Annotated in this window: 21 protein-coding genes and 1 pseudogene; 6 read left to right on the plus strand and 16 right to left on the minus strand. The window is 43.2% G+C overall.

The window, feature by feature from the left end:
* Window positions 1-294: 294 nt before the first annotated feature.
* Window positions 295-9,981, plus strand: coding sequence for an Ig-like domain-containing protein (locus DACSA_RS20260; protein WP_015228611.1), 9,687 nt, complete (start codon window positions 295-297; stop codon window positions 9,979-9,981).
* Window positions 9,982-10,056: 75 nt separating this feature from the next.
* Here the strand turns inward: DACSA_RS20260 and DACSA_RS04425 are convergent, their stop codons facing one another.
* From DACSA_RS04425 to DACSA_RS04440, 5 genes are all read right to left on the minus strand, one after another.
* Window positions 10,057-10,545: a DUF4351 domain-containing protein gene (locus DACSA_RS04425; RefSeq protein WP_051017277.1), complete on the minus strand. Its 489-nt coding sequence runs from the start codon at window positions 10,543-10,545 to the stop codon at window positions 10,057-10,059.
* A 163-nt stretch (window positions 10,546-10,708) separates the two neighbouring features.
* Window positions 10,709-10,837 carry a hypothetical protein gene (locus DACSA_RS22440; RefSeq protein WP_269544687.1) on the minus strand — a complete coding sequence of 43 codons (129 nt, stop codon included), beginning with the start codon at window positions 10,835-10,837 and terminating at the stop codon, window positions 10,709-10,711.
* 13 nt (window positions 10,838-10,850) lie between these two features.
* Window positions 10,851-11,402 carry a J domain-containing protein gene (locus tag DACSA_RS04430; protein ID WP_015228612.1) on the minus strand — a complete coding sequence of 184 codons (552 nt, stop codon included), beginning with the start codon at window positions 11,400-11,402 and terminating at the stop codon, window positions 10,851-10,853.
* A 320-nt stretch (window positions 11,403-11,722) separates the two neighbouring features.
* Window positions 11,723-12,115, minus strand: a complete 393-nt coding sequence (locus DACSA_RS04435) for a HEPN domain-containing protein (RefSeq protein WP_015228613.1) — start codon at window positions 12,113-12,115, stop codon at window positions 11,723-11,725.
* Window positions 12,112-12,432, minus strand: a complete 321-nt coding sequence (locus tag DACSA_RS04440; RefSeq protein WP_015228614.1) for a nucleotidyltransferase domain-containing protein — start codon at window positions 12,430-12,432, stop codon at window positions 12,112-12,114. The genes DACSA_RS04435 and DACSA_RS04440 overlap by 4 nt, the downstream gene beginning before the upstream one ends.
* 338 nt (window positions 12,433-12,770) lie before the next feature.
* Between DACSA_RS04440 and DACSA_RS04445 the strand changes: the two genes are divergently transcribed.
* Window positions 12,771-14,168, plus strand: a complete 1,398-nt coding sequence (locus DACSA_RS04445; protein ID WP_015228615.1) for an acetamidase/formamidase family protein — start codon at window positions 12,771-12,773, stop codon at window positions 14,166-14,168.
* 60 nt (window positions 14,169-14,228) lie between these two features.
* Here DACSA_RS04445 and DACSA_RS04450 read toward each other — a convergent pair whose 3' ends face one another.
* From DACSA_RS04450 to DACSA_RS20265, 4 genes are all read right to left on the minus strand, one after another.
* The gene (locus tag DACSA_RS04450) at window positions 14,229-15,467 is read right to left on the minus strand and encodes an LL-diaminopimelate aminotransferase (protein ID WP_015228616.1); all 1,239 of its coding nucleotides are present in this window, start codon (window positions 15,465-15,467) and stop codon (window positions 14,229-14,231) included.
* A gap of 174 nt (window positions 15,468-15,641) precedes the next feature.
* Window positions 15,642-16,739, minus strand: coding sequence for an RNA-guided endonuclease InsQ/TnpB family protein (locus DACSA_RS04455; protein ID WP_015228617.1), 1,098 nt, complete (start codon window positions 16,737-16,739; stop codon window positions 15,642-15,644).
* Between the two features lie 127 nt (window positions 16,740-16,866).
* A complete protein-coding gene (locus DACSA_RS04460) occupies window positions 16,867-17,991 on the minus strand; it encodes a cob(I)yrinic acid a,c-diamide adenosyltransferase (protein WP_015228618.1) in 1,125 nt (374 codons plus the stop codon).
* A 127-nt stretch (window positions 17,992-18,118) separates the two neighbouring features.
* On the minus strand, window positions 18,119-18,334 hold the full coding sequence (locus DACSA_RS20265; protein WP_156800647.1) for a hypothetical protein: 216 nt from the start codon (window positions 18,332-18,334) through the stop codon (window positions 18,119-18,121).
* Between the two features lie 152 nt (window positions 18,335-18,486).
* Between DACSA_RS20265 and nrtS the strand changes: the two genes are divergently transcribed.
* Together nrtS and DACSA_RS04470 are read left to right on the plus strand one after the other, a co-directional pair.
* On the plus strand, window positions 18,487-18,576 hold the full coding sequence (gene nrtS / locus DACSA_RS22825; protein WP_198007630.1) for a nitrate/nitrite transporter NrtS: 90 nt from the start codon (window positions 18,487-18,489) through the stop codon (window positions 18,574-18,576).
* 127 nt (window positions 18,577-18,703) lie between these two features.
* Window positions 18,704-19,996, plus strand: a complete 1,293-nt coding sequence (locus DACSA_RS04470) for a glucose-1-phosphate adenylyltransferase (RefSeq protein ID WP_015228619.1) — start codon at window positions 18,704-18,706, stop codon at window positions 19,994-19,996.
* Between the two features lie 175 nt (window positions 19,997-20,171).
* On the opposite strand, the gene DACSA_RS04475 is transcribed toward DACSA_RS04470, so the two are convergent.
* On the minus strand, window positions 20,172-20,642 hold the full coding sequence (locus DACSA_RS04475; RefSeq protein WP_015228620.1) for a ribonuclease toxin HepT-like protein: 471 nt from the start codon (window positions 20,640-20,642) through the stop codon (window positions 20,172-20,174).
* Window positions 20,639-20,995, minus strand: a complete 357-nt coding sequence (locus tag DACSA_RS04480) for a nucleotidyltransferase family protein (RefSeq protein WP_015228621.1) — start codon at window positions 20,993-20,995, stop codon at window positions 20,639-20,641. The genes DACSA_RS04475 and DACSA_RS04480 overlap by 4 nt, the downstream gene beginning before the upstream one ends.
* A 171-nt stretch (window positions 20,996-21,166) precedes the next feature.
* On the opposite strand from DACSA_RS04480, the gene DACSA_RS04485 reads away from it, so the two are divergent.
* Window positions 21,167-21,346 (plus strand): hypothetical protein, encoded by a 180-nt coding sequence (locus tag DACSA_RS04485; protein WP_015228622.1) that lies wholly within the window; start codon window positions 21,167-21,169, stop codon window positions 21,344-21,346.
* Complete coding sequence (locus tag DACSA_RS20270; protein ID WP_156800649.1) at window positions 21,334-21,498, plus strand: hypothetical protein; 165 nt, start codon at window positions 21,334-21,336, stop codon at window positions 21,496-21,498. The genes DACSA_RS04485 and DACSA_RS20270 overlap by 13 nt, the downstream gene beginning before the upstream one ends.
* Here DACSA_RS20270 and DACSA_RS04490 read toward each other — a convergent pair.
* From DACSA_RS04490 to iscB, 5 genes and pseudogenes are all read right to left on the minus strand, one after another.
* Entirely contained in the window at window positions 21,461-22,195 is a 735-nt protein-coding gene (locus tag DACSA_RS04490) for a 2-phosphosulfolactate phosphatase family protein (protein WP_041235688.1), read from the minus strand. The two genes, DACSA_RS20270 and DACSA_RS04490, sit on opposite strands and share 38 nt — an antisense overlap.
* A gap of 250 nt (window positions 22,196-22,445) precedes the next feature.
* Complete coding sequence (locus DACSA_RS04495) at window positions 22,446-22,763, minus strand: hypothetical protein (protein WP_015228625.1); 318 nt, start codon at window positions 22,761-22,763, stop codon at window positions 22,446-22,448.
* 213 nt (window positions 22,764-22,976) lie between these two features.
* Window positions 22,977-23,165, minus strand: a complete 189-nt coding sequence (locus DACSA_RS04500) for a hypothetical protein (RefSeq protein ID WP_041235324.1) — start codon at window positions 23,163-23,165, stop codon at window positions 22,977-22,979.
* A gap of 48 nt (window positions 23,166-23,213) precedes the next feature.
* Complete coding sequence (locus tag DACSA_RS04505) at window positions 23,214-23,549, minus strand: helix-turn-helix domain-containing protein (protein WP_015228626.1); 336 nt, start codon at window positions 23,547-23,549, stop codon at window positions 23,214-23,216.
* A 213-nt stretch (window positions 23,550-23,762) separates the two neighbouring features.
* A pseudogene (gene iscB, locus DACSA_RS04510) lies at window positions 23,763-25,050 on the minus strand (RNA-guided endonuclease IscB).
* Between the last annotated feature and the right edge of the window lie 289 nt (window positions 25,051-25,339).

The raw sequence follows: 25,339 nt of genomic DNA on the forward strand, positions 1-25,339 counted from the left end.
TAACAAAATAATCGCGCTTTTCCCACCGACCGAATTTGTAAAGATTTGTATCAATTTGGCTACCTTACCTGACGAGAAAAGTGGGGTTTAGAGTAATTCTAAGCATTAATTGTAATTTAAATTTCTAAATGAGTCTCAAATTGGGTGAATTGAGCCGTGTCTAAAGTCTTCTATCGGATTGACATTAGAAGCGATCTTACTCTAAAATCAAGCTATTAATTTAATCAAACTTAATTTCAACTCCTAAGGGATTAACCCACTAATCTAAATCAACGACACAATTGGGCAGGAATCATGGCATTTCAACCGAATAGTGAGGCGGTGGCAATGGAAGAAGCGTTACTCGAAGGCGCAGTGATCAACGTTGGAGCGTTATTAACTAAATTCGCGTCCAGTGACCATTTCCACTCGATCTTAGAAACCAGTTTTGGTGACAACTCCGACACCAGATTAATCGAAGAGTTACAACAAGCCCTATACACTGGGGCTTTTTTCGATGGCATTGAAATAGAAGTCCTGCCCAGTGCTGAGTTGGAAGGAGCATTAGGGGCTTATGCCGAGGCAACCAATACTATATATCTGTCTCAAGATTTGCTGGTTTCTTCGACTCAACAAGCGAGTGCGGTGTTGTTGGAAGAGGTGGGACACGCGATCGATGCTTATTTGAATGTGGAGGATAGCGCTGGGGATGAAGGCGCGATCTTTTCAGCGTTGGTAAGGGATGTTAGTTTGAGTCCTTTAGAATGGCAACAGTTGAAGGCAGAAGATGACACAGCGACTCTGACGATTAATGGAGAAGCTGTAACTGTCGAACAGGCAGACGTTTCTTACATTGGTGGTGATGGCGACTGGTACGACCCTGCTAATTGGAGTAACGGAACTGTACCTGGTACTAATGATGATGTCACCATCACTAGCAATAATACTGATATTACAATTACTTTTTCACAAGGGAATCCTAGCGTCAATAGTCTATCGCTGTTTGCCGAAAATGGGGGCAATTTGGCGCTTTCTGGTTTAACCAGCTATGAAGGGGCAGACTTCGATACCTCCATTCGAGCCACAGGAGGCAGTAGCATTGACTTGTCCTCGATCACTACCCTTTCAGGAGGAACCGGATACAAGGATCAACTATTCATCGAAGCGATTAATGGCACCGTCAACCTGAGCAACTTAACGGACATCACGGGAGGGGCAACGCGGGTTTTAGCCGATGGCACCAACAGCAATATCGACTTGTCGAGTTTAAATCGCTTTGCGGATGATAATGGTTATACTTATTCCCAAGTGAATGCCCTTAATGGAGGAACAATCCAAACTCCAAATCTTGATAGCCTCAATGGGGTTTCCTTACTTTTTAACAGCAGCGGCAACTTTGACGCCGAACAAATCACAAGTGTTACCAATGGCTCGATTACAGTGGAGGGAACAGCTGCCAACTTGAGCAGCTTAACCAATGTCAGTGGTTCCAGTGTTACTTTAAGCAATGGTGGGACTGCTGATTTCAGCAACGTCAGCAACATTGATACAGCTAGTCTATTTGTCAATGACGGGGTAAGTTTAGAGTTGCCGCAAGTAACCAGCTATGAAGGAACAAACTTCGATACCTCCATTCGAGCCACAGGAGGCAGCAACATTGACTTGTCCTCGATCACTACCCTTTCAGGAGGAACCGAATACAAGGATGAACTATTCATCGAAGCGATTAATGGTACCATCAATCTGAGCAACTTAACGGACATCACGGGAGGGGCAACGCGGGTTTTAGCCGATGGCACCAACAGCAATATCGACTTGTCGAGTTTAAATCGCTTTGCGGATGATAATGGTTATACTTATTCCCAAGTGAATGCCCTTAATGGAGGAACAATCCAAACTCCAAATCTTGATAGCCTCAATGGGGTTTCCTTACTTTTTAACAGCAGCGGCAACTTTGACGCCGAACAAATCACAAGTGTTACCAATGGCTCGATTACAGTGGAGGGAACAGCTGCCAACTTGAGCAGCTTAACCAATGTCAGTGGTTCCAGTGTTACTTTAAGCAATGGTGGGACTGCTGATTTCAGCAACGTCAGCAACATTGATACAGCTAGTCTATTTGTCAATGACGGGGTAAGTTTAGAGTTGCCACAAGTAACCAGCTATGAAGGAACAAACTCGGACACCTCCATTCAAGCTACAGGGGGCAGTAGCATTGACTTGTCCTCGATCACTACCCTTTCAGGAGGAACCGGATACAAGGATCAACTATTCATCGAAGCGATTAATGGCACCGTCAACCTGAGCAACTTAACGGACATCACGGGAGGGGCAACGCGGGTTTTAGCCGATGGCACCAACAGCAATATCGACTTGTCGAGTTTAAATCGCTTTGCGGATGATAATGGTTATACTTATTCCCAAGTGAATGCCCTTAATGGAGGAACAATCGATCTTGATCAACTCTCTGACATTTCAGGAGAAGTCCTGCCAATAACAGCAGATGGAACGAATAGTATTATCGACTTGTTCCAAATTTCAGAAAGCAATTCCAGTATTAACCCCACTGAAGAAAATGGCGGCGACATTATCTTCCTGGAAAATGAAGTGCCCACTTTCACTTCACCAGATGCGATCGAGATTTCGGAAAATGAAACCGATGTGGTGACTCTCAGCGCCACTGATCCTGATGGGGATACGTTAAGTTTCTCGATTACGGGAGGTGTGGATGAAGATTTATTCACTCTCGATGATGAGGGAGGTTTAAGTTTCAGCAACGCACCTGATTTTGAGAATCCCAGTGATGAGGATGGGAATAATGTTTATCAGGTGACGGTGACGGTAGATGATGGTAAGGATATCACTGTTGAACAGGATTTAACGGTAACGGTAACGGATGTGAATGAAGCGCCTACTTTCACTTCTGAAAATGCGATCGAGATTTCAGAAAATGAAACCGATGTGGTGACTCTCAGCGCCACTGATCCTGATGGGGATACGTTAAGTTTCTCGATTACAGGAGGTGTGGATGAAGATTTATTCACTCTCGATGATGAGGGAAGTTTAAGTTTCAGCAACGCACCTGATTTTGAAAATCCCAGTGATGAGGATGGGAATAATGTTTATCAGGTGACGGTGACGGTAGCTGATGGTAAGGGTAGCACGGTTGAACAGGATTTAACGGTAACGGTAACGGATGTGAATGAAGCGCCTACTTTCACTTCTGAAAATGCGATCGAGATTTCAGAAAATGAAACCGATGTTGTTACTCTCACCGCCACTGATCCTGATGGAGATACGTTAAGTTTCTCGATTACGGGAGGTGTGGATGAAGATTTATTCACCCTTGATGAGGGAAGTTTAAGTTTCAGCAACGCACCTGACTTTGAGAATCCCAGTGATGAGGATGGGAATAATGTTTATCAGGTGACGGTGACGGTAGCTGATGGTAAGGGTAGCACGGTTGAACAGGATTTAACGGTAACGGTAACGGATGTGAATGAAGCGCCTACTTTCACTTCTGAAAATGCGATCGAGATTTCAGAAAATGAAACCGATGTGGTTACTCTCAGCGCCACTGATCCTGATGGAGATACGTTAAGTTTCTCGATTACGGGAGGTGCGGATGAAGGTTTATTCACTCTCGATGATGAGGGAAGTTTAAGTTTCAGCAACGCACCTGATTTTGAGACTCCCAGTGATGAGGATGGGAATAATGTTTATCAGGTGACGGTGACGGTAGCTGATGGTAAGGGTAGCACGGTTGAACAGGATTTAACGGTAACGGTAACGGATGTGAATGAAGCGCCAATTATTGAAGATCAAAGTTTTTCGATTCCTGAAAACAGTGAGGGGGAAACCGTCGTGGGGGCGATCGAAGCTAGTGATCCAGAAGGAAATTCCCTCAGTTACAGTTTAGAGGAAGAAGGCTTTGGGATTAATGAGACAGGAGAAATTTTCGTTACGGGTGAAACGGATTTAGACTTTGAGACGAATCCGAATCGAGAATTAACGGTAACGGTGAGTGATGGGGAATTCACACCAACCGCAACAGTGACGGTAAATCTCACGGATGTGAATGAAGCGCCCACTTTCACTTCTGAAAATGCGATCGAGGTGTCGGAAAATGAAACCAGTGTTGTTACTCTCAGCGCCACTGATCCTGATGGGGATACGTTAAGTTTCTCGATTACAGGAGGTGCAGATGCAGCATTATTCACCCTTGATGAGGATGAAAACTTAACCTTCAATCAATCTCCCGACTTCGAGAACCCGCAAGACAGCAACAGCGATAACATCTATCAAGTCCAAGTCAGCGCTGATGACGGAAACGGCGGAAACAGCAGCCAAAGCATCAATTTGGAAGTGTTGGATGTCAATGAATCTCCTGAAATCACATCTGATTCCTTACCAACCATTGAAGAAAACACGATCGCGCCGCTCTCTCTCCAAGCAGATGATCCAGATGGGGATGAAGTTACTTTCTCCCTCACGGGTGGCGCTGACCAAGGATTATTTACGATTAATCCTGATACAGGAGAATTAGAGTTTAATAATCCTCCCGACTTTGAAAACCCCATAGACGCTGATGAGGATAACATTTATGTACTAGAAGTGACTGCCACTGACAGTGAAGGGGCAAACGTCAGCGAGACGTTAGAGGTAATCGTTGAGAACGTAAACGAAGTTCCCACAGCAGAGGATGACACGGGTAGCACCGACGAAGATAGTTCCTTTACAGTTGATGCGGCAAATGGCGTTCTCGCCAATGACGTTGATCCTGATGGAGATGCTCTAACTGTCAGGGCCGTAAATGGAGAAGCGGGTAAGGTTGACACAGAAATCACCTTAGACTCCGGTGCGTTACTCACTCTCAATGCTGATGGAAGCTATGAGTATGACACCAATGGCGCATTTGAAGACCTCAACGACGGGGAAACTGCTACTGATACCTTTACCTACACCGTAGCTGATGGCAATGGCGGTACAGCTACTGCCGAAATAAGGATTACGATTAATGGAAGCACAGGTAATCAAGCCCCTGTTGTAGAAATCCCCATCAATGATATTAATCTCTCCCAAGGAGAAATTCCTGACCCGATCAACCTTTTTGATCTCTTTGAAGATAATGAAGATACCGACGAAGAACTAACCTACAGCATTACCGAACAAACCAACGCTGATCTAATCCAAGCCGCCATAAACGAAGGAGAAGGAGAACTCAGCTTCGTTATCTTTTCCGGTAGTGGCAGCAGCAACATCACTATCCAAGCCACTGACACCGATGGACTTAGCGTTAGCGAAACCTTCACCGTCACTGTTAACGCCCGTAACACTGCCCCAGAAATAACTAACCCCCTCAATGATTTAAGCATCGATGCGGGAAGTGACCCGGTTCCCATCAACCTCTTTGAGACCTTTGAGGATACGCAAGATGCCGACTCCGACCTGAAATTTAGGGCTAGCAGCAGCAACAAATCCCTTGTCAATGCCGATAGTATTAACACCAGTAGTGGTGAACTCTTCCTGCAATTCCCCTCCACTCGAACCGGTTCTAGCGAAATCACCGTCAGCGCTGTTGATACCAGTGGATTCACCACCACCGAAACCTTCACCGTTACCGTTAACCCCAGTGGCGAAGTCATCAGCCTCGAAGAAACCAACGACACCTTAGAAACCGCCAGCACCCCTCAACTCAGCCCCGACACCCCCAACATCAACCTCGCTGGCGAAATTGGCGACAACAATTTTGGTGATCAAGATATCGACCTTTATCGCCTCGAACTGCAAAAAGGCGACCAACTCACCGCCGACATCAACACTGATGATAACTCCTCCCTCGACTCCTTTTTAAGACTCTTCGACAGCTTCGGACAAGAAGTAGAACGCAACGACGACAGCCAACAAGGGGAAAACGACTCCCTATTAGAATTTAGTGCTGATACCTCACAAACCTACTATATTGGAGTCAGTGGCTTTGGTAACGACCAATACAACCCCAACTTAGAAAACTCTGGTAGTAAAGGAGACACTGGCAGTTATAACCTCGCCCTCACCCTCACCAGTACCGCCAGCGAAACCCCCAACGATACCATTTCCCAAGCGATCGCCACCAGCGCCTTGATTCAAGAAAACGGGCAATTTCAACAACCTGGCTTCCTCGGCGACAACAGCACCCTTAATAACCCCAACCTCGACGTTGACTTTTACGAAATCCAACTGACTCAAGGGGAAACCGCCACCATCGACATCGACACCACAGAAAACAGTCCCCTCAACCCCATCCTACGCATCTTTAACGCCACTGGCGGCAACGTTCCCAACGGCTTCAACGATAACGCCAAAGCCCCAGGTGAACAATTAGGAAATGACCCCTATCTCGAATTTAGCGCCCCCTTCAGCGGCACCTATTATGTCGGAGTCAGCGACCAAGCCAACGACCTGTATAGCCCCTACAACCCCGAAAGTGGACAAAGTCCAGGGGCAACAGGTGCGTATGAAATCAACATTACGCAAGATGTTTCCCGTGAAGATAGTCCCCCCGAAGCCTCTCCCAACGACACCCTCGACACCGCCACCGCCTTGTTAGTGGGAGATGAAATTCAAGGGAATATTGGCGATAGAACGGAATTTGTCACCGTTCCAGGATTAGACGTTGACCTTTACACCCTCACCCTCGAAGCTGACCAAGCCATCAGAATTAACCTCAATCGCACCTCCCGTCTTGACCCCGTCTTACGACTATTCAACGCCCAAGGAGAAGAAATTGCCTTCAATGACGACATCGGTAGCAGTGACAACGCCCTCTTAGAACTCACCATTCCCGAAACAGGAGACTACTACATCGGAGTCAGTGGCTTTGGTAACGAAAACTATGATGTCACCACAGCAGGAAGCGGTAAATCATTCGCCAGTACGGGCAGCTATCAACTCATCATCAGTGACCAACAACCAGAAATTTTAGAAGCAGGAGAAGAAGAAGAAAACGATACTCTAGACACCGCCACCGCCACCAGTTTAACCGCAGACAGCCTCGGTAGCCTCAAACAAACCAACGCCATTGGCAATAATCCCAATTTAGAAGAAGCAGGATTAGATGTAGATATCTTCCAAGTAGAACTAGATACTAATACCCGTCTCACCGCCGAAATTAACACCGAAAACTTCAACAGTGAGTTTGACTCCCTCCTCCGTGTCTTCAACAGTGAAGGAGAACAACTCGACTTTAATGATGATGAAAGCAGCGAGAATTTAGACTCCCAATTAGAATTTATTCCCACCGCACCTGGAACCTATTATGTGGGAGTCAGTGGTTTAGGGAATGAAAACTATAACCCCAATACAGTCAGTAGCGGTAACGCTGGCAGCATCGGAGATTATGAAATTGAACTTCGCCTCAATGAAGTCACTCCCCAAGAAAATCCCACCAACGAAACCCCCGAAACAGCAAGCCAAGTCAACTTAACCAATAACCGCTTTAGCACCAATGGTGTAATCGGTGACAATACTAATGTTGAGGTCGATCGAGACTTCTACGAAATTGACTTAGAACAAGGAAACATTCTCAATATAAGAGTGAACGGAGACAACCTCGAAAGTTTCGTCCGTCTCTTCAACAGTAAGGATGAAGAAATTCCCCTCGAATATGAAGCGGGAGACTTCCCTCACCCCAGCCTCAACTTAACCATTCCCGAAGACGACACCTACTTCCTACAAATCAGCGCCTTCGATAACAATGAAGACGGTATCCCAGACGATAGCATCGGAGACTATCGCCTCAACCTAGCCGTCGCACCCCCTCCCCTTGCCGCCCAACCCCCCGTCGAAGAAATTCGACCCACCGCCAACAACGATCGCTTTCGGGCTGCCTCCCAGCGCACTGCTATCTTTAATGTTTTGGGAAATGACAGCGCCAACGATGACCAAGGCTTTCTCGAAATTACTGACTTCACCGCAACCACCGAAAAAGGCGGAACTGTTGAACTCGATAACCAGTCGCGGTTAAGATACACTCCCAACCCCGACTTTGGAGGCGTTGATACTTTCACCTACACCGTCGCCAATGAAAGTGGTGGCTTTGACCAAGGCACAGTAGAAGTCAATGTTAATCGTCCGCCAGAAGGCGCAAGTGTTCAAGTTGAGTTGGATGTGCGTTCCGTTCCTGGAAAAGAAGACCAACTCAATGACGGCTTGCAAATCGGAGAAGAGTTTATCGTTGATGTTCGTTTTCTCGATCGAACCGCAGCCAACAATCCATCTCAAGCAGTATTATCAGGATATGCAGACTTATTGTTTAACCCTGAGATTCTACAAGTGATATCTGAGGAAGAGATAGACACGGATGGAATAATTAATGGAGTGATTCACGACAACAGCCGTTATAACCTGTTACGAAAAGGAACAGTACGCAACGAAGAAGGATTGGTCAATGAAGCGGGAGCAGGTACTTTAGCTTTAGGAGGAGTGGAAAGCCTACCAGAAGATAATCGTATTTTCAGCCTCCATTTCCAAGCCGTTGGCGGCGGAAATACTGCGCTTTTAGCCAGTCAAGCAGGACAGCAAATTAATTCAGCAATTACGATCCTGAATCCAGATTTTATCAGTGACCAACGAGATCAAACTCGCTTTGGTGAAGTTGACATTATCTCCGCTTTGAATAACCAAAACAACATTGAGAGTGCTTTTCCTCCCTCTGCCAACTTCGCTCTGAGTAATAATATCATTCTCTCTGAACAGGAAGACGTATCAGCAGTACAAGGAGTCATTGAAGCCATGGCGGTGAACATTGACTTTCAAGACTTAGCAGGGAACGCCTTAGAAGATGTCGCTGTGGGAGAGGAGTTTAAGATTGTTCTCTCTGCGGAAGACTTACGTCCAGAGGGTCAACAATTAGGAGTGTTTAGCGTCTTTGCCGATGTCTTATATGATACGGTTTTGATTGATGTCACCGAAGCCGAATTAGTGGGAGATTTTGCCTCCCCCGTCTTAGAATTACCCACAGCAGTGGAACAGGGTTCAGGAGAAGGATTAATCGATGAATTGGGGGGAACACAAAGTAACTTTAATCCCGTCAGAAGCGGCAGTCAAACCTTTGCCGAATTAACCGTCACCGCCAAAGCGCCTGGACAATTAGATGTAAGTACCAACGCCCCAGAGGGGAAAACCGCGAAAAATACACTGTTTGGGGTGGATGTGGAGGTGACAGAGGGGACAGTTTACAGCGAAAAGAGTATTAATCTTGTTGGTGAAACAGAAGAAGGGAATCCTGATTTAGTGATTACGGAATTTGACGCAGTTGTTGATCATGTATTGGGAGGAGAAACTGAGGTCAATTTGACAGTGGAAAATCAAGGGGATGGGAGTTCTCCAGGTTTCCAAGTGGAAATTCTTTACTATACCGCCGATGATCCAGGGGAATTAGAAGAAGAAGAACCAATGGTGGTGAAAACTCTGGCTTTTGAGGAGTTAACAGGGAGTGGAAGCAGAAGTGAAACCGCAGCGGTGTCTCTACCAGTAGAGGTAATGTTAGCAGAAGCGTTAGAAGATGATCCTTCAGTGTTTGGAGAAACCGTTCCAGAAGAGGGCTTCTTTGAGTCGAATAATATCGACTATTTAGGGGTGCGCTTAGTTAATAGTGAGAGTTCTGGGGAAACTACAGAAGAGTTTACGAATAACGGTGTGGATGGAACAGAAGGGGTAAATGTGGATGATATTGCTTATTTCCCCTGGGATGTGGTGAGAAATGATCTGGGAAATGTTGTTCAAGGGGGAGAAGATGAGGTAGAAACGGATGGAGCGGTTTCTGGAAGTGACCTCACCCAAGTGTATGATAATATTGGTACGATTATTTCTGAAGGAACGGGTGAAGCTCCCTCTGGCTTAGATTTAGGGCGCATTGATTTAGATTTAGATGGGGCGATTTCTCCTGTGGATGCGGTGCGTGTTGCTAACCGCTTGGGATATAATCTCAATCCTGCCATTATTGAGGAGAGTGTTGGTTAGCTCTAGACAGTGATCTGGCGAAACCACTGCTCTAGGAGCATCCCGCAAGATTTCAGGAGACAGTAATGAGAGGAATTATTCTTCTGTTCCTCTTGAATCAAGCAACCAACGCTGAAGATCATCGATCGAGGTAAAATCTAACAGAGCTTCAGCAAGGGCTTCAGTTTCCTCAATCTCTAACTCCTCAATCTGGGTTTGAATGGAGGAAGGAATGTCTCCAAAGCGCCGTGACAGTTGTCGCCAGACTAGCGATTGAATTCCTTCTTTTTTCCCTTCTTCTTTCCCTTCTTTTTTCCCTTCTTTTTTCCCTTCTTTTTTCCCGCGTTCTTCAACTTGTTGTTCCCATTCTAAAAAGGCTTGTGGCAAGGGCATAGTTACCTCCTCCCCTTCTGGGAGTTCTGGATTAGCTTCGACAATGATTTTCCATACTGATAACAATCTTAACGCTTCGGTTCGTCTAGCATCTTCTTCTGGCAGAGCGATTACTTCTGCCACGGCTTGCCGTTGAACGCTTCCTTTTCCCAGCAGTCTTAACCAAAGCTTCAGGGGAAAAGTAGAGATCAATGAAGCGGGGTTCTCCTGGCACTTCTTTGGAGATTTCTACTTTTCCGCAAGGGGTGAGCAGTTGTTCTAGGAGTTGTTTGGCTAGTTGGTCGAAGGGATGACGAGTCACAAATCGGCTCAAAAGGAAAGGGAATTGATTAATTTTAACTGATTTCAGTGTTTCCTACAAACTTCGCGATCGCTGCTTGATCAACCGCCGTGAGTAGAATAAGACTCTTGTGTAACTGGTTTGAGAATAGTCTGGATCAGGGGCGATCGCGAGAACACGCAGTTTAACGCCTTTTTTCTCCATGTCGAACAATGACCTAAACACCAGCAATGATACTTTTGTACATTAATTCAATTTGCTCAAAAATTTCCCTGTTTCCAGTCTTTTGATTATCAGGATGATAAACTTTAGAAAGTTGGTAATAGGCTTTTTTTATTTCATTTTTAGTGGCAGTTTTTGGGTCTAAATTAAATACTTGCCAAGGCTTAAAATATTGAAATACATTAATACCATTAATACAACCGTATCCTTCTTGATTCATTTCGTTGGGTAAAATTCCGATAAACTTACGATATAGTTTTTCCCAAGTTACTTTCAGGCGAAAATCTAGTTTTTCCATGCCGTCAGTTGCCATTTGGAAATGATTAGATTGCTTTAATTCTTTAGTATTTTTTACCTTAAAACGCTGATAAACTGCTTCTTTTAAGTCACTGATGTTCAGCTTGTTTTTAACTTTACTAGCAGACTTATGATTGATTTTAATTACAAATTCTGCAAATTCTTCTAACACTTCATGGTCGATCAATTTTTCTTGGGAAAGCCGATTGATCTCCTGTTTAACTTCTGGAGTCAGAGTTGCTGTAGCCATGATCTTCTCCGAACTAGCTAAAATTTCATTAATTATATCAACTGCGCTGAGATTTATAACTAACTAAAAGGTTGATTTTGGGTTACGTTTTCACTCCACCCAACCTACTTAATAAGGTTGATGTTGGGTTACGTTTTCACTCCACCCAACCTACTTAATGGGTTGCGTTTTCACTCCACCCAATTACTCCTCATATTTAGCTTAGAGTTTAATGTGCGATTCGATCGCTAACATGGACGATTCCTCCTTTGTCACCTTAAACCTTATTATGCCTATGCTTTGATCGCTGGAAACATAACCGAATCCGTTATCCCATTGTTTCAAGTCTCATCAGATAAATTTCCAATCAATGACTGAGCTAACTGCAAAAACTCTTCTGCTTGATCAATTAATTCTTTAGCTTGAGTGGGAGTAATTTCATCATAAAATCCATAATCTCCTCGGTTACGTTTGTCCTGAGCATTCAATAAATAGCGATGGAAATGTGGGGGAACACGCTTTGGTTTAGCAAAGTCTCGACCAAATGCTGAGATCACCGCAGCATGACCTGAAAAAGACATTTGATCCTCTTCTAGAAATGCTTCTGCAACATAAAACATACTGTAATAAGCTCGTGAAGCTGCAAAGTCAGAGAATCCTTCGTCATATAAAGTTTGGGCGGCACGCCAACTCCGAACTGCTTTTTTTAGGATGGCTTGCTGGGAAGGATTCATACTAAAATTCCTTCACGATGAACATTCCGAAAGAAAGGAAGAGATTCTTGATTAAATTGAGATAAAGAAACGAAAGCACGAGAAATAACGACATTATTTTCTAAACAAAAGTTAGAGGTAAACTCTCCTGTTTGCTCAATTTCTTCCCAAGCATTAACGGGGTCTTTCAAGATAATCAAAAGATCAATATCAGAATCAGCTTTTGCTTCTCCTCTGGCTTGTGAACCATAAAGAATTACTTTTACTAATTTTTCTTGATAGTGTTGTTTCAAACTATTTCGATATTGGTTAATAATTTGTTTTAATTGATTATTCATTTTTCTATTTTGATCTTGATGATTCCGTCAGTTCTCGGAACTTTTATGTATTTAAAAGGTTGATGTTGGGTTTTGTTTTCACTCCACCCAACCTACTTAATAAGGTTGATGTTGGGTTTTGTTTTCACTCCACCTAATTACTCCTCATATTTAGCTTAGAGTTTAATGTGCGATTCGATCGCTAACATGGACGATTCCTCCTTTATCACCTTAATCGGTTCGATGATTCATTTCGGTTAAGTGTCTATTCAGGCAATCACTTGTATTAAAGAATACACAATAGCATCAGAGCTTTAGATACGGTTGGGGGTGATCAAAATCGACTTCTAGAAAAATTAATGTATAGAAAAGGAAAATCACTTTTCAAAGGTTGGCAAATTCTATTAGCCCTAGTGATTAGTATTGGTGTGATTACTAATTTTTGGTCAATTCAAACTGGTACTGCTGATGATGCGAACTTCCAGGGTCAAAAAGTAAGTTCTAATGAATGTAGTGCTTCACCCTCAACACCAAGAGAACTTGATCTTGTCGCTAGTCCAGAAACTGTCCATTGGGGATTTTTCAGCAAAAATTTACCACCTGTAAGCACAATTCACTCTGGAGATTATCTCACGATTGAAATGATTACCCATCATGCTGGAGATGACTATGCGCGCATGATTGCTGGAGATGAGGCTCTTGAAAGCATCTATCACTGGACTAAAGAGGAGAAAACTATTAGTCAGCGAGGGCCCGGGGTTCATATTCTTACAGGTCCAGTGTATATCTGTGGAGCAGAACCCGGAGACTTACTGGAAGTTCGCATTGTCAATTTAGAACCGAGACCCAGCAAAAACCCGCTTTATCCAGGAAAGGCATTTGGCTCTAATGCCTCAGCTTGGTGGGGCTTTCAATACAACAATTTAGAGGAAGAACCGAAACCTCGTGAAATAATCACTCTCTATGAGGTAGATACCACAGGAAAACGGGACTGGGCGAAAGCGGTCTATCGCTATCGATGGACTCCCCAGACTACCCCTGATGGAGTCGTGCATGAACGTATTGACACTCCCGGTATCGTCGTAGATCACAGTAAAGTAACAAAAATTGATCAAACCTTAGAAGGAGTACGAATTCCCTTACGTTATCACGTTGGTGCGATGGGAGTTGCTCCCAAAGAAGCAGATGTTGTTGATTCAATTCCTCCTAGTTACTTTGGTGGGAATATAGATGACCGTCACGTGGGAATTGGCACGTCTATGTATTACCCTGTTTCCGTACCAGGAGCCTTATTTTCTGCTGGAGATGCTCATGCTGCTCAGGGGGATTCTGAATTAGATGGTACCGCGATCGAAATTTCAATGAATGGCACCTTCCAGTTCATCTTACATAAGCAAACTGATTTGGAAGATACTATCTTAGAAGGTATTGATTATCCTTTACTCGAAACGCCAGATTCGTGGATTGTACACGGATTTACTTTTCCCAATTACTTGGCACAGTTGGGTGAAAACGCTCAAAGCAAAATTTATGAGTTGTCTTCCTTAGACCCAGCATTACAAGATAGCTCGACTAAATTACGCGACTTTTTAGAGAATGGCATGGGTTTAACTGAGGATGAAGCCTACTCTCTGATCACTGTTGGCGCTGATTTTGCTATTACTCAGGTGGTCGATGGAAACTGGGGAGTTCATGGAATCCTGCCTAAAGCAATGTTCGATCAGGCTAATGTTAAACCCAAACCCTCTTCAGAGTAGTTTTCTAGAGTAGCCTACACATGATTGGGGTGGGGCAGACCCACCCGACAGTTAAGGAAATCAGACTTTTAAGTTTTGGGTAATGCGTCTCATTGCTTCGTTAACGTTTTCTCGACTGTTAAAGGCAGAAATGCGAAAATATCCTTCTCCTGCTGCGCCAAAACCCGAACCTGGTGTTCCGACAATATGCGCTGCATAAAGCAATTTATCAAATAAATCCCAACTGGAAAGCCCCTCTGGTGCTTTTACCCAAATATAAGGCGCATGAATCCCTCCGTAAACGGTTAAACCAGCGGCGGTGAGTTTTTCGCGGATGATTTTTGCATTGTCTAAATAGAAGTTAATTAGGGCTTTAACTTCTGCTTTTCCTTGTTCTGAATAAACTGCTTCTGCTCCTCGTTGTACGATGTAGGAAACGCCGTTAAATTTAGTGGAGTGACGACGATTCCACAGTTGCCAAAGTTGAATTTCTGAACCATCGGAAGCCTTGGCGGTTAAGGTTTTGGGAATGACGGTCAAGGCGCAACGAGTACCTGTAAAACCAGCGTTTTTTGAGAAGGAACGAAACTCGATCACGCAATCTTTCGCCCCTTCTACTTCATAAATGGAATGGGGGATGGTTTCATCGGTAATATACGCTTCATAAGCGGCATCAAATAGAATCAACGCATCCACTGATTTGGCATAATTCACCCATGCTTGTAAATGTTCTTTGGTTGCAACCGCGCCTGTGGGATTATTGGGAAAGCACAAGTAAATTAAATCAATGTTTTTGTTGGTGGGGATAGCTGCGGTAAAGTTGTTTTCAGCAGTAACGGGAATATAAATTAATCCCTCATATTTTCCCTCATCATTTGCTGATCCAGTATGTCCCGCCATGACATTGGTATCCACATACACGGGATAAACGGGATCAGTAACGGCGATCGTGTTATCATCCCCTAAAATATCTAAAATGTTTCCTGTGTCGCATTTTGAGCCATCAGACACAAAGATTTCATCGGCGCTAATGTCACAACCGCGATTTTGATAGTCGTTTTGAGCAATTTTTTCTCGCAACCAAGAAAACCCTTGTTCCGGACCATAGCCCTGAAACGTTGATCGATCGCGCATTTCATCTACTGCTTTCGCCATGGCATCACAACAGGCTTGTGGTAACGGTTCAGTAACATCACCAATTCCCAGTTTGATAATTTCGGCATTGGGATTGGCTTCAGCAAAGGTGTTAACGCGACGAGCAATTTCTGGGAAAAGATAACCGGCTTTGAGTTTCAGGTAATTTTCGTTAATTTTGACCATAAATAATCTTGAGACAAATCTGATTTTGGCATTCTAACAAAGGTCGAGACCGTTCTGATAAACTTACACAAATTTAACCAAATAGGCTAAACTTGACGTTAACTTCCTGCTTCTTTCCCACGAGGGGCTTTTCCTAGCAACGTCGGCGTTATCTAGTCCACAGGCTTCTTCTATTTATACGAGCGAACTACCCGCAAAAGCCAGATTTTTACTGGCATTTAAGTCTCGATCGCATCGAAAACCACAACTTTCACATTGAAAAGTTCTTTCTGATAGAGACATTTTTTCTTTCACTGTTCCACAGTTAGAACAAGTTTTAGAAGAGGGAAACCATCGGTCAACTATGATTAATTGGGAACCAAAAAGTTGACACTTGTACTCTAGCTGACGACGGAACTCATAGAAGCCCATATCTGCGATCGCTTTAGCCAGTTTGTGGTTAGCTAACATTCCTTTGACGTTTAAGTTTTCGATAACAATCTTACTGTGGTTCTTAGCAAGATAAGTCGTTAACTTATGAAGTACGTCTTTACGAATGTTAGCTATCTTTCGATGAAGTCTAGCCATCTTAATCTGGGCTTTTTTCCAATTTTTAGAACCGATTTCTTTATGGCGATTTAAGTATTGAAGACGAGAAAGTTTGGCTTCAAACTTCCGATAAGACTTCGCACCTTCAAAAACCTCTCCAGTAGATAGTGTTGCTAAAGTCTTGACACCTAAATCAACTCCTACAATCTCGTGAGCTTTTGGTGTATTTTTGACTTCCACTTCAATCTTAAAAGAGACAAACCATTTATCTGCTGTGCGAGAAATCGTAATTGTTTTAGGGTTAACACCTTGAGGAAGTCTCTCAAAAGTTCTCACCCAGCCAACCTTTGGAAGTTTGACATGGAAATGATCAATCTTGATGCTTCCATCTAAGGTGAAGCTATCATTCCTGCCTTTTTTCTTAAATTTTGGAGGTTTTGAAACACCACCAAAACATCTTTTCCATGCTTCTCTGAGATTCCTTAAAGCAAATTGAGGAGCGCATTTAGAGACTTCGTAATACCAAAGATTTTTGGGTTTACAAAGAGCAACTAATAACTTGTGAAGTTCAATTGCTGAAGGAAACTTAATTTTATCGTCAGGATTTGCTTTATTATGATCAAGAATGAACTTAGTTAACGATAATCCCCAGTTATAAGCATGACGGGCAACTCCTGCGTGTTTGGCACAAAGAGTTTTCTGTTGATTATTAAGGTTTAATTCAGTCTTAAAAGATAGAATCATTTTAAGTCTTTGGCTACCTCAGAAACTGTAACTAGATTAGACATATATTGGTTAAATCTGTTTGCTTGTTTAAGTATAACAAACTTTATCCAAGATTTTGTTTTCTGTTTTTAACCCCTTTAATCGGTTAATAATCGACACCGCGCCGCAATTCTACTCCATGGTAGGCGTAATGTTTATGACAGACCATTTCTGAATAAACATTGGCGAGATCAAAATAGGGAGGACGGTTAAAACAACGTCCTGTAATGATGACTTGGGTATCGTCGGGTTTCGCGGCGAGGGTTTCGACAATTGGTTTCCCATCGAGCAATTCTAGGTCAATGGTGGGGTTTAATTCATCGAGGATGATGGTTTTATAAGTTCCCGACTCGATCGCCTCTTTTGCCGTTTTCCAGCCTCTTTCTGCTTCGGCGTAGTCGTCTAGTTGCTGTTTCCCTCGCCAAACGATCGCGTCTCTTCCACAGCGAATCTGATCCAATAGTTTGGGATAACTTGCTTTTAAGGCTGCGATCGCCGCGTCTTCTGTGTAGCCAGTTCCTCCTTTCAACCACTGGACAATTAAAACACGATGAGACCGATCGCGATCAATTCCTCGTCCGATCGCCAGTAATGCCTTTCCTAACGCACTGGTTGACTTTCCTTTTCCATCACCCGTATAAATTTCGATCCCTTCTAAGGCTTGATCCGTTGCCAGATGCGGTTTCATTTCTGAATGTAAATCACATAAATCAAGTAGTTTTTGAGGAGAAGATCGACCTGTTACAATCACTTCTAGGGGATCAGGTTTCTGTTGGAGAGTATCAACCACATCCTCTAAAGCCAGTAACCCTAAATCAAGCACTGGATTTAGTTCATCTAAAACAATAATCGAATAAAGTCCTGATGCGATCGCGCCTTTGGCAATATTCCAGCCTCGCATCGCTTCTTGTTTATCAAAGGGTGTTACGGATTCCTTTCCGAAATATTCCGCTCGTCCCGTGCGAACCTGATCAATGAGATGAGGAAACCCTTTCTGCAACGCAGCGATCGCCGCATCTTCATCATAAACCCGTTCTGGACCTTTAAGAAATCGTAACAAGAGGACGCGGTTCGTTCCTTCCCCGTGAATCCCCAGCCCGATCGACCTTAAAACCACACCTAAAGCCGCTTGTGACTTTCCCTTCCCCTCTCCATCATAAACATGAATCTGTCCCACTTGACGTTGCGATCGTTCTTGCGCTGTCCGAATCCCAATCCCATCTCTACTCATAATTTTACTTTCTCGCTCCTACAATCAATAGTCAGACCTCTAGTTTAACGAGGAGAAAAAATTTTCTGAGATGTTCTCAGACTGGAAGAGTAGTTCCCCCAAACTTGGGGGTTAGGGCAGGGCTGTTTCATTCTTTTAAAATTAAGGGAGGTAGGGAGATGGGGGAGACAAGGGAGACAAGGGAGATGGGGGAGATTTCAGGACTCTTTTTTCTTATGAAAAAGCCAAAAAGTAGGAAAAACGTCTCGATGTGGCGAAGCCACCGCCCTTCTTGCCTCGGACGTACCGTAAGAGGTTCAGGCGATCGAGCGAAGCTCGGTGCGCGGAGCGCAATCGTTGCCAATTTTGACCCCGAGAATGAAACAGCCCTGGGGGGTTAGGGGGCGATAATTCCCCCAAACTTGGGGGTTAGGGGGCGATAATTCCCCCAAACTTGGGGGTTAGGGGGCGATAATTCCCCCAAACTTGGGGGTTAGGGGGCAATCTTTCCCAAACTTGGGGGTTAGGGGGCAATCTTTCCCAAACTGTGTTCCTTATGCTGTCAACATACATGGTCAATTAGTGAGTAAAAAGCGCCATTCTTAACTTAATCGACATTAACTCTGGGAAAATTTACCTCTTTCCATCAGCGACCGACAGTCCTAAACTTTAGGGAGAGAGGTTTCTATAACAGAAGTTCTTTCCGCTATTCCGTATTCTGGAGCAAATTTTTATGAAAAGAGTTTTAAGTATCATTCTCGGTGGTGGCGCTGGAACACGCTTATATCCACTCACGAAACTACGGGCTAAACCCGCCGTCCCTTTGGCGGGAAAATACCGTTTAATTGATATCCCAGTCAGTAACTGTATCAACTCTGGCTTACAAAAAATTTATGTTTTGACTCAATTTAATTCTGCCTCCTTAAACCGTCATATTAGCCAAACCTATAACTTTTCTGGGTTTAGTGATGGCTTTACCGAAGTTTTGGCAGCGCAACAAACCCCACAAAATCCGAACTGGTTTCAAGGAACAGCAGATGCGGTTCGTAAATACTTATGGCTATTCCAAGAGTGGGATGTCGATGAGTATTTGATTTTATCTGGAGATCACCTCTATCGCATGGATTACGAGAAGTTTATTCAGCACCATCGAGACACCAATGCTGATATTACGCTCTCAGTGATTCCCATTGATGAAAAACGCGCCAGTAGTTTTGGTTTAATGAAGATTGATGATTCAGGACGGATCATTGATTTTAGTGAGAAACCGAAAGGGGATGCACTGAAACAAATGAGAGTAGATACCCAAACGTTAGGTTTAGATGCAGAACAGGCGCAAAAAATGCCCTATATTGCTTCGATGGGGATTTATGTATTTAAAAAAGAAGTGTTGCGGGAGTTATTAGAAGCTAATCACGAACAAACTGACTTCGGGAAAGAAATTATTCCAAGTGCTGCCCCAAATTACCGCGTTCAAGCCTATTTATTTAATGGCTATTGGGAAGATATTGGGACGATCGAAGCGTTTTACAAGGCAAATCTGGGCTTAACCATGCAACCGAAGCCGTCTTTCAGTTTTTATGACAAAGACGCACCCATTTACACTCGCGCTCGTTATCTCCCTCCCACTAAACTCCTCCATTGTGAAGTGACAGAATCCATTATCGGTGAAGGCTGTATCCTGAAAGAATGCACCGTGAGCAATTCCGTTTTAGGGATTCGTAGTCGCATTGAAAGCGGTTGTTCTGTAGAAAGTAGTATGCTGATGGGAGCAGATTATTATGAATCCAATGCGGAACGCTCTTCTGGAGGACGAAGCGATCATCAAATTCCCATCGGGATCGGCGAAAATAGCAAAATCCGTCGCGCGATCGTCGATAAAAATGCTCGTATCGGTAAAAATGTTTTGATCATGAACAAAGACCGCGTGGAAGAAGCCAACCGCGAAGATGAAGGTTTTTATATTCGCAGTGGTATCGTCGTCATTTTGAAAAACGCAATCATTCCCGATGATACAGTCATCTAATCCCATATAGCAGTTCTAATTCATTTGTAAAAAGTTGATAAACCGTTCCCCCCTTCCAAAGCCGGAGCGAAGTGAGGAGGTTAGGGGGGATTAATTTACAATTCATTTGGGATTGCTATAGGTGATTAATCCGTACTACAGACCATCCCCCTTCTTTTCTCCTGTTTGAAGGGGGCTAGGAAAATGTATATATAAATTGTCGAATTTCACCTTCTAAATCTTTCCAAATCGTCGGGATTTTATTGGCTAATTTAAGGACTGGTTTAGATTCTATTTTATAGGCGTAAATACTGCGAACAACGTGGCGAAATCGCCGTATTTCATCTAAATCTGTCCGAATCGAAGTCGAGATTAAGGCTGGACGAATTTCTGGAATTTCGAGACTCATTTGTTCTAATAATTGTCGATGCCAATTTTCTCCACTGGGTTCTAAATAGTCAATTTGACGAGCAACGACCTGAAAAATTCTTTCGACTCCCGTGTAAAAACTGTGTAAAGTTAAAGCAAGGGCATTAATAATTGCGTCTTGGGAAACTGATGATTGTGTGATTTCTCTTTCTTGAAGAAATCGTTGGACTTGATTGGTGACGGCTTCTAATTCGGTTAATTCTTGTTCGATTCTTTGAAAGATATCTCGATTGGTCAAAGTTCTATTCCTTGATGGATTGCTTTCAGGATATGCGGTTTCACTTTCTCAGCTTCTACTAAATCAATCGTAAATTGATGTCCCCTTTCGATCATTGCTCCAGCGCGAAAAAGATCGGTTTCTGGTAATCCCCAAACGGCTAAATCAATATCGGAATGAGGAGACATGGTTTCGGGATTGAGTAGAGAACCAAATAAAACAACACGGGTAACACTAAACTGTTTCTTTAAAATATCTGCACTTTGTTTAGCAACTTTCAATCCTTCTTTTTGCCGTTGTTTCATTTTCTCTAGGAAAAGGGGACGTTGTTGTCTGGCTTGTTGAATTTGAGAAAGTATTTCTTGAGCGTTCATTACTAATTTGTTGTTAAGGAAGGTTGGAGAAAAGGTCAATTACTGATAATTGGTGTTGGGTTTCGCGTGGAGACGTTCCATGGAACGTCTCTACCCAACCTACTTTGATCTATTACCGCAAGGCAGAGGAGCGATATAATAGATAGGTGAATTAACTCACAAAATTGTGTCATGTCTGTTCATCATTTCCTTGCTTTTCTCCTCGGAGGGTTCGCCTTATTTCCTTCTCCAGTATTCGCTCAAATGTGTGGGGAAAGTGATGAGATGCTTCCCCAGACCCCAAAAACAGGACGCACGGAGGGAAGTCGTCAACAGTTAATTACTCGCGGTGAAGAAAATTGTCCTTCTTAGCAGAGAGTCTTCGCCATGATCCTGATCAGGTTAATGCTCAGATTGTTTGGGAAAATTTGTTAGCTTGCTTAAACTTAAATTGGGTGGCGCAAGCTCAATTTGTGGAAGAAGCGATTAACCTGAAACCAAAACACCAAGCTCAGTTTGAGTAGGAATCACTTTTAGGTAGTTTCTCTTAGCACAATAGATGAGGTCGGTTTCTCGATCGAGCTTTAAGAGCCGTTGTCCATGACTAGAAAAACGGAATAACTCTAAAAGATTATTTTGCCATTGCGAATAGAGCGCGATCGCGCCGATCACCTCATCATTACCAATTCCGTCGAGATTACTCGGACTTAAACCATTTAACAAACTATGAGCTACCGCACCAGCACAAGCCGTGTCTTCTAGAGAATAACTCCCTTGCCAACCTGATCCCACTAACCACACCGTTTCGGGTTGTTCCCTCTGTAAATAATTAATAACCGCTTGATCATTAACAAACGCCGCCGTTAACACGATCGGGGCTTTTTCCACCCGTTGTAGAGCGCGAGTGCCGTTGGTTGTACTCAAGAAAAAACGTTTCCCTTGCACTCGTTCCGCAGTACATTCTAAAGGAGAATTGCCCAAATCACAGCCTTCCACTTTTGCGCCACCGCGTTCTCCAGCCCGTAAACGACGGTGATCCTCCCACGTTTCACTCACACTCATTAATTCTTCAATACTGCTAAACGCTTGTACCGCCTCCGCACCAGCAGCTAAAACGGTGGCGATCGTTGTTGTTGCCCGTAAGACATCAATCACTACGGCACAATCTGGGAGCGTATCTTGAGGCGTTGCCTCTGGGGTGTCATACACAAATAGCTTCACAGTTTTTAAGATTCTAGCCAACGTCATCCTGACAATTTAATCAGAAAATGTCATCATAGAGTTAACTGTTTTGTAAAGAAGTGTAACAAAAAATGGAAGAAAAGAAATATTCTTGGAAAGGAAGCCCAAACGCTGGCGCAGTTTTAAGCCTTCTCGCCCTCTTTGGTGGCATTGCTGTAATTTTACTGGGTTTCATCGGCTAACCAATTTTTTTAATTGATTGATTAGGGAGCAGTGATCTCGCTGCTCCTTATGAATTTTTAAATGGTTCAGAGTCGAGTTGTTTGAATTGATACAACCGATAAACGGTGTAAATATCGAACCAGCCAGCGACTAAAGCAAGGGTAAGTCCAATCACAATCACCCCTCTAAAGACTGAGCCAGCACCAAAAATGTTGAGAAATGCTGTGAGTTGTTGCAGCGTCACTTCACCGATGCTTTCTACACCAGGAACATAAGTCATTCCCAGCGCGATCGTCAATAACCCTAGCACTAACATCACAGGCAGCGCAAAGCTAACAACAATCGTGACGACAAAAGACCTTAATAAGTTACAAATAGGTTTCATGGTTTCTTCTCTGCTTAAATTGGCGTTTCGATCGGGAAACTACCCACTACCATAGGGGAGCTTACCCGAATTGAGCAGTAAACGTCAGAAATCTTAAATTTATATTAAAAATCTTGTTGAAGTTGAGTAACGCTTTTCTCCGTTTGTGACAAAAAACCGTCTGAAGCGGGATTGTAGCGATCGAAAGCCTTGTTAACTTCTGTATGGAAATGCTTAATTTGTTAACGTTTCTACTCTTGGCTTCTGTAACGGATAAAGTTGTTTAGAAGCGCGATCGATCTCAATCCAACCTAAATCTCGTAAGCGATGAATGAGATTAGAAATCGTCACCCCCAACTCTTCCGAAATCTTGTATAAACTCCGCCAATTGCTTAAATTACGCCCCTGACAAACCGTTTTCATCTTTAGGTTTAGAAAGATAACGAAACGGCTTGGCAACTTTCAAAGTTGTTACTCCTGATCGGCGGCTTCAAATACCTGTTTGGCGAATTCTGGGTTTTCCCGCATCCGACGGAAAAGAGTGGGCATATTTTCATAATGTTCCTTCAGCAGGGATTCATCTTGCCGAGGAATGCGCCCCGCTAAGAAGATTAATTGTTCCTCATCTAAAGCCAAATGGTGGGCTAAAGAACGGATCACATCTTCTTTCGGTGGATAATCTGCCCGACTATTTTCTAACTTAGAGAGATAGGTAAAATCCAATTCTAGGAGTTTCGCTAACTCTCTTTGACTGTATCCTTTGTCTTTTCGCGCTTGGCGAATCAGTTGACCAAATTGTTGATTCACTGTGTTCTTGCCTCCTTAGTTCTCTACTCTATCTTAAATTGAACAAAAAATCAATTATTCATCTATTCTTAGTGCTGGAGACTCCCAATATAATCGGTAACTGAGCGCGGTCGTTGTTCTGATTTATTGGGAGACGGGGCGTATAAACGTCTGGGGAAACGCCAGACGACAGCCCCTCTCCGAAAGCACGTCCTCCACTTGATATATTTACAATTAATTTGCGTATGCGAACCCATCTTTTTGATGAACTACTTTACAGTATTTGTAGGAAATTCCTTGCACTAAACCTGACTTAGTTTTTATGTTGAAACTTCCTGAAGTTCTTACTGCTACTCTTCCAACATATTCTCCTTTTTTCTTTCATGAAAGTAACGTATGCTTTGACAATATCTCCGCTTTGAAAGCCTTCAACAAATTTGTATCTTGGAACATAACGCTTAGGAAAACCATGCTTGTCAGTTCTTACCATTTGACGTGAACCATGTCCTGTAGCCGTAATTAAAAGAGGCTTTTTGGTTTTAATTTTTAAGTTTTCAGGTGTTGATTTTCCGACACAACTAGCATCTAACCAGTGCGTTTTAGAAATACCTCTATGAGTTCGATTAAACTTAGTTAATCCTCCTGAACCAGTTTCTACTGGTAATCCTGTTTGTTGGAGACTTTCGTACAACTTCCAACAAGTGACATTAACAGCAGTTGCATCTGCTAAGGGTTTTTTAGTTTTAGATTGAATCCTTTTTAACAAGTTTGGTTTTCCAGATAAAAAATCTTCAATTTCTTGATTCCCTTTATCTTGATTACATTCGTGACAAGCTAAAGTTAAATTGCTAATTCGGTTAGTACCTCCTCTACTTTTTGGTTTAATGTGTTCAATCTCTAAAGGAACATCTTTGACAGCACAATAGGCACATTGACGACCCCATTTCTCTAACAAATACTCCCGAACTTCATAGCCTTGTAATTCACCTTGTTGATACTGGATTCCACTAATTTCAGGGTTTTCTAGTTTTGGTAAATCAAACTTTACTAATTCTTGAGAGATTCCTGTTATTGGACAAAATTTAGCCAAACGATTCACCCAAGTCATAGTGTTTTCAACACGGGACTGAAGGCTAGGAGGTAGCCACCCTTCTGGGCGTTTGCGATTATTAAAACGAGGCTTACGATAACGAGTTTTTCGACTTCTACGAGTTCTACGAAGCTGTCTTCTTGATGTCAAAGCATCTCGAATTTGACTTCCTCGATGGGTTAATTCCGCACCCCATAAAACCTTATTATCTTGAAGAATAGCTAATCCTGTGGTTTTAGAACCAGGGTCAATCTTAAGTTGGTGATTATGAGTAACGCAATTTTGTACTTCCAAATCTTGCATGATAATAGTGAATGGGTAGCGGCGAAAGACTTTGGCTCGTCCTGCTTTCAAGAGCTTTCTAGCTTTAGCAGGGTGAGTGGGGTCTAAAGGTTGTTTGTTTTTATCTAATACGAAAACGAAATTGGACATGATAATAAATAAACTCCGACGAATCGGGTAAGGTTTGCTTCGCCAAGGTTTCTAAAGTTTGTCACGCTAACCGCACTTTCTTAACCCGTTTAGGAATGTTTAACGGTTAACCACAGAGCAGGGAACTAGCACGTATTCCGAGGTGTGATGGCTTTAGAAACGTAGCCCTGAGCGAAGTCGAAGGGCTTAGGCTGGTCAACTTGTGGACTCCAAGAAGCCCCCGTTATAACCCCCCAAGAGGTTTAACGGTGAGTCGTTGACCCTTGTTTCGTAACTGGTACATCGTCAA

The organism is Dactylococcopsis salina PCC 8305 (assembly GCF_000317615.1).
GTDB lineage: Bacteria > Cyanobacteriota > Cyanobacteriia > Cyanobacteriales > Rubidibacteraceae > Halothece > Halothece salina.

Excerpts from the sequence above, each read along its gene's own strand:
- DACSA_RS20260 (WP_015228611.1), top strand. The coding sequence starts at position 295 with ATGGCATTTCAACCGAATAGTGAGGCGGTGGCAATGGAAGAAGCGTTA.
- DACSA_RS22440 (WP_269544687.1), bottom strand. The coding sequence starts at position 10,837 with ATGGAGAAAAAAGGCGTTAAACTGCGTGTTCTCGCGATCGCCCCTGAT.
- DACSA_RS04430 (WP_015228612.1), bottom strand. The coding sequence starts at position 11,402 with ATGGCTACAGCAACTCTGACTCCAGAAGTTAAACAGGAGATCAATCGG.
- DACSA_RS04435 (WP_015228613.1), bottom strand. The coding sequence starts at position 12,115 with ATGAATCCTTCCCAGCAAGCCATCCTAAAAAAAGCAGTTCGGAGTTGG.
- DACSA_RS04440 (WP_015228614.1), bottom strand. The coding sequence starts at position 12,432 with ATGAATAATCAATTAAAACAAATTATTAACCAATATCGAAATAGTTTG.
- DACSA_RS04445 (WP_015228615.1), top strand. The coding sequence starts at position 12,771 with ATGTATAGAAAAGGAAAATCACTTTTCAAAGGTTGGCAAATTCTATTA.
- DACSA_RS04450 (WP_015228616.1), bottom strand. The coding sequence starts at position 15,467 with ATGGTCAAAATTAACGAAAATTACCTGAAACTCAAAGCCGGTTATCTT.
- DACSA_RS04455 (WP_015228617.1), bottom strand. The coding sequence starts at position 16,739 with ATGATTCTATCTTTTAAGACTGAATTAAACCTTAATAATCAACAGAAA.
- DACSA_RS04460 (WP_015228618.1), bottom strand. The coding sequence starts at position 17,991 with ATGAGTAGAGATGGGATTGGGATTCGGACAGCGCAAGAACGATCGCAA.
- DACSA_RS04470 (WP_015228619.1), top strand. The coding sequence starts at position 18,704 with ATGAAAAGAGTTTTAAGTATCATTCTCGGTGGTGGCGCTGGAACACGC.
- DACSA_RS04480 (WP_015228621.1), bottom strand. The coding sequence starts at position 20,995 with ATGAACGCTCAAGAAATACTTTCTCAAATTCAACAAGCCAGACAACAA.
- DACSA_RS04485 (WP_015228622.1), top strand. The coding sequence starts at position 21,167 with ATGTCTGTTCATCATTTCCTTGCTTTTCTCCTCGGAGGGTTCGCCTTA.
- DACSA_RS04495 (WP_015228625.1), bottom strand. The coding sequence starts at position 22,763 with ATGAAACCTATTTGTAACTTATTAAGGTCTTTTGTCGTCACGATTGTT.
- DACSA_RS04500 (WP_041235324.1), bottom strand. The coding sequence starts at position 23,165 with ATGAAAACGGTTTGTCAGGGGCGTAATTTAAGCAATTGGCGGAGTTTA.